Raw genomic sequence first — 4,195 nt, forward strand, 5'->3', positions numbered from 1 at the left:
GTGCAGGCAGATGTCACCCGTTTGCGCCAAGTTGTCCACAATTTGCTGAAGAATGCCCAAGAGGCGGTGGCAGGCGATATGTTCGGTCGCATCACTCTTCGCACCGAAAGACGCGGGAAAGCGGTACGATTGTCGGTAGAAGACAACGGCCCGGGTTTTGATGAGGCAATTTTGCAACGGATTTTCGAGCCTTATGCTACAACCAAGCAAAAAGGAACCGGCTTGGGGCTCGCCGTGGTGAAAAAGATCATCGATGAACATCACGGTCAGATCGTTGCCCTGAATATCGAGCCGCACGGCGCCTGTATTCGCATTGATCTGCCGATGGTCGAGCCGGTCGACCAACACACTGCATAAGTAAACGGAGAGTACGCGTGGGGAGTAACGACATCCTGATCGTCGACGACGAGATCGGCATTCGCGAGCTATTGTCGGAAATTCTGCAAGATGAAGGTTATCGGGTCGTCGTGGCCGAAAACGCCGCCCAGGCGCGCCTGTTGCGCAATCAAGGGCGCCCGGCGCTGGTGCTGCTGGATATCTGGATGCCCGATACCGATGGCGTCACCCTGCTGAAGGAATGGGGCAGCAATGGTCAGCTGACCATGCCGGTGGTGATGATGTCCGGCCACGCCACCATCGACACTGCCGTCGAAGCCACCCGCATCGGCGCATTCGATTTCCTGGAAAAACCGATCGGGCTGCAAAAGCTGCTGGCGACGGTGAAGCGCGCGCTCAAGCATGGCGAAGTGATCCCGCCCAAGGTGGTGGAAAACTCGCTGGCTACTCTGGGCAAAAGCCCTTTGATCCTGATCCTGAAAAAGCAGCTCGATCAGGCGCAGAACCTGGCCTTTCCCTTGCTGCTGACCGGCGAGCCGGGCAGTGGCTTTGTCGCCTGTGCCCGCTATCTGACGCCAGCCACCGCCCCGTTCATTGCGCCAGACAGCCAGGATGCACTGATCGAATCGGGCGCCGACCTGGTCAGCCGCGCCAGTGGCGGTACGCTGTTCCTGCGCGATATCGGCCACTACGAGCGCAAGGCGCAAGGCGCGCTCGCTGCCCTGCTGCCCAAGCTCGACAAGCACAATGCCCGCCTGATCTGCGCCACCTCGACCGGCCTGCCCGAGTTGCTCGACCGCTTTGATCCGGCGCTCTTCACCTATCTGTCGCAAATCGTCGTGCCGCTGCCATCGTTGCGTGAACATCGCGACGATATCCCTGAGCTGGCCGAGCACACCCTTGCCAGCGTGGTGGAGGCCAGCAAGACCGGCTCGCGCCGCTTTACCTCGGCCGCGCTCAATGCCCTGCGCCAGCACGACTGGCCGGGCAATCACGAGCAATTGCAGAATATCGTCAAGAGCCTGGCGCTGACCTCGGCCGATAGCGATATCGATGTGGTGCCGGTAAACCGGGTGCTGGCGCAGTTTTCGCCGCCGCGCAGCCATGCAGCGACCAGCAGCGGGCCGCAATTCAATTTCGACCAGCCGCTGCGCGAGGCGCGCGATGAATTCGAGCGTGCCTATTTCGAGCACCATATCGGTCTGGAAGGCGGCAATATGAGCCGGGTGGCCGATACGGTCGGGCTGGAGCGCACCCACTTGTACCGCAAGCTCAAGCAGCTGGGCGTGCAGGTGGTCAAGCGCCAGCGCAGCTGATGCGTTGACGCCCCGGCGAGGCTTGCGTGCTCTCGATAGTCGCCATCTCGGTCGGGGCGGCCCTCGGCGCCGTGTTGCGCTGGGGCCTGAGCCTGTGGCTCAACCCTTTGCTGCCGCGCCTGCCCTTTGGCACCCTGGCCGCCAATCTGCTCGGCGGCTACTTGATCGGCGTGGCTGTCGCCTTTTTTGCCCAGCACGGCAATCTGCCGCCCGAGTGGCGCTTGTTGGTGGTAACCGGCTTTCTGGGCGGCCTGACCACCTTTTCCACCTTTTCTGCCGAAGTGGTCGGCCTGCTTGGTCAGGGGCAGACCGGCTGGGCCTTGCTGGCCGCTGGCAGCCATCTGTTCGGCTCCTTCCTGATGACGGCGGCGGGTATCTGGACCGTGAATGGCATCTGGCGCTGAGTGCAGCGCACAAGGCCTTGTTTTGACGCGCAATCCAGCGATTCCGGCATTGAAAAATTAGCAATTGATTAGCGCTGTGGGCCGGCGTTTTGCCGGCAAATCACTCTAGAATCGCGCCCTTTCGTGATTCTGGAAGCCGCAATGGAAAAGTCTCCCGGCGTATTTTCACGCCACCCGCTCGCCATCCTGTTTGGCCTGTTCCTGATTGCCTATATCAGTGTATTTGCCATGTTCAGCCGCGAAGGGCATCCGCACAGCCAGTCCGAAGGCATCGATGCCAATGCCCTGCCATTCAGCGTTCATCTGCTGAATGTCGACTTGGCTCGCGGCACCGCCACCTTTACCCTGCAACCTGATCTTGCCTCACCGGCGCTGGCCAGCAAGGGCCGCCTGAACGAGGAAATCGCGGTAGAAGTGGATACCGGCACCCTGGTGCTGGCACACAAATTCAAAAAGCATGATTCGCCCGGGCCGTGGTCGGTCACCGTGCCGATCGATGACGGCGATGTACTGGACTATCCGTTCGACCAGCACCACGGCAGCTTTCTGGTACAGGTGAAGAGCGAAAGCCACCCGGCGGCGCAGGCCAATCTGCAGATGGACAAGATCATGCATGGCTTTGTCGCCACCGCCCACAGCGAGGCGCTGGAAGATAAAACCCAGATCGAGATGAGCTTTCAGATCAAGCGCTCACCGGCGGTGATCTTCCTGGCCCTGATGGCGATGCTCGCCCTGACCCTGATCGTGCTCAGCGCGGTGGTGGTGGCCAAGCATGTTGCCATCAATGGCCGCAAGGTCGAATTCAGCATGCTGGTGTGGATTGCCGCCTTGCTGTTCGTTATCCCATCGGTGCGCAATGGCCTGCCCGGTAGTCCGCCATTTGGCGCCCTGGTCGATATCGCCCTGTTTTTCTGGCTGCAGATTATCGGCGTAGGCGCGCTGCTGGCGGTGGTCAGCCGCTGGCGCAACAGCGCCTGATCCGTCGGGCGCTGCGGGCCTTAGAGCCTGTTCACGATCTTTTTCGCGCCGATGCGCAAAGAGCGTGAACAGGCTCTTAGCAGGCAGCGCCGCGCTGCAGGCGCTGGATATGCTGCGACTCGGGGGCAAACTCGGCCAGCAGACCTGCCAGCAGCGCTTCGGCGGCTTGTGAGTTGTCGCGGCCGAAATTGCATACATAGACATCCAGGGTGACGGCAGCGCGCTCCGGCCAGGTGTGGATGGCCAAGTGCGATTCGGCCAGCAACAATACCCCGGTGATGCCGCCAGCGCCCTGTGCGCTTGCCGGAAATCGATGCCATTGTTCGGCCACGCAGCAAAGTCCGGCACTGGCCACCGCATGTCGGCACAACGTGGCCAGCGCCGGCTGGTCGGTGAGCCAATGCGCACGGCGGCAGCCATGCAGATCGGCAGTCAGGTGCAAACCATTCATCGCTGTTTCCATTGCGGGTCGTCCAGTAGCCAGCGTGCGGCACGGCAACCCCAGTAATGCGCCTCTTCGGCAATCGAAAATCCGCTCAGATCAGCGTGTGCCAGCATGACCCGGCCCTGCGGCTCCCGCAAGGCCGACAGTTTGCCGGAGAGCAAACCCGGCACCGGCCGTGCCATGGCATGGCCCCAGCGCCAAACATCGAGCCTGCGCACCAAGGTGGCAAGCTCGGGATGCGGCACACTCAGCTCGGCCAGAATCTGCGCTGCCCAGCTTTCGCGCGGCGTTTCCAGCAGCAGCTTGCGCGCCTGTGCCGGCGTGTATTCGCTGAGCGGCCGGTAATAGGTCAGCACCGTGTCGCGCCGGCTCTGGTCGATGCGCTGATGGGTGGCCACCACATAGCCCAGGCCCGGCGTGCCATAGGTGACATTGTCCCAGGCCATGGGTCGGCGCGGCGGGCTTGCCGGCGCTGCGTCCAGGGTCAGGTTGGCGACCAGCCAGGGGGCATAGCCGAGCGCTGCCGCCGCCTCGCGCCAGCTGGCCGGCAAGGTCGGCCAGACATGGGGCAGAAAGCCCGCCGGCGCCGCCCATACCAGCCGCTTCGCCTGATAACGCACGCTGCGTCGCTCGCTTGCCAGCCAGACATCGACGCTGACTCCATCGGCAGCCTCGGCAATATGCGTCGCCATTGCCTGTCGCACCAGCTGCGGCGC

Annotated in this window: 5 protein-coding genes and 1 pseudogene; 4 read left to right on the forward strand and 2 right to left on the reverse strand. The window is 62.5% G+C overall.

Annotated elements, in window-relative coordinates; genetic code table 11:
- From ACE3OH_RS20250 to ACE3OH_RS20265, 4 genes are all read left to right on the forward strand, one after another.
- Positions 1-357, forward strand: a 357-nt coding sequence (locus ACE3OH_RS20250; protein ID WP_374357400.1) for a PAS domain-containing sensor histidine kinase, incomplete at its 5' end; no start/stop codon positions are given.
- 17 nt (positions 358-374) lie between these two features.
- Entirely contained in the window at positions 375-1,652 is a 1,278-nt protein-coding gene (locus ACE3OH_RS20255) for a sigma-54-dependent transcriptional regulator (protein ID WP_374357402.1), read from the forward strand.
- Positions 1,653-1,678: 26 nt separating this feature from the next.
- Positions 1,679-2,056, forward strand: coding sequence for a fluoride efflux transporter CrcB (gene crcB / locus ACE3OH_RS20260; protein ID WP_374357404.1), 378 nt, complete (start codon positions 1,679-1,681; stop codon positions 2,054-2,056).
- Positions 2,057-2,197: 141 nt separating this feature from the next.
- On the forward strand, positions 2,198-3,034 hold the full coding sequence (locus tag ACE3OH_RS20265) for a DUF4436 family protein (protein WP_374357406.1): 837 nt from the start codon (positions 2,198-2,200) through the stop codon (positions 3,032-3,034).
- Between the two features lie 76 nt (positions 3,035-3,110).
- Here ACE3OH_RS20265 and speD read toward each other — a convergent pair whose 3' ends face one another.
- Positions 3,111-3,485 carry an adenosylmethionine decarboxylase gene (gene speD, locus ACE3OH_RS20270; RefSeq protein ID WP_374357408.1) on the reverse strand — a complete coding sequence of 125 codons (375 nt, stop codon included), beginning with the start codon at positions 3,483-3,485 and terminating at the stop codon, positions 3,111-3,113.
- Positions 3,482-4,195, reverse strand: a pseudogene (locus ACE3OH_RS20275) (hypothetical protein); the annotation flags it as partial. The pseudogene ACE3OH_RS20275 and the gene speD, both read right to left, overlap by 4 nt.

The organism is Chitinimonas sp. (assembly GCF_041904975.1).
GTDB lineage: Bacteria > Pseudomonadota > Gammaproteobacteria > Burkholderiales > Chitinimonadaceae > Chitinimonas.

What these genes read in the sequence shown, in the direction of transcription:
- ACE3OH_RS20265 (WP_374357406.1), top strand. Translation starts at nt 2,198, where the DNA reads ATGGAAAAGTCTCCCGGCGTATTTTCACGCCACCCGCTCGCCATCCTG.
- speD (WP_374357408.1), bottom strand. Translation starts at nt 3,485, where the DNA reads ATGAATGGTTTGCACCTGACTGCCGATCTGCATGGCTGCCGCCGTGCG.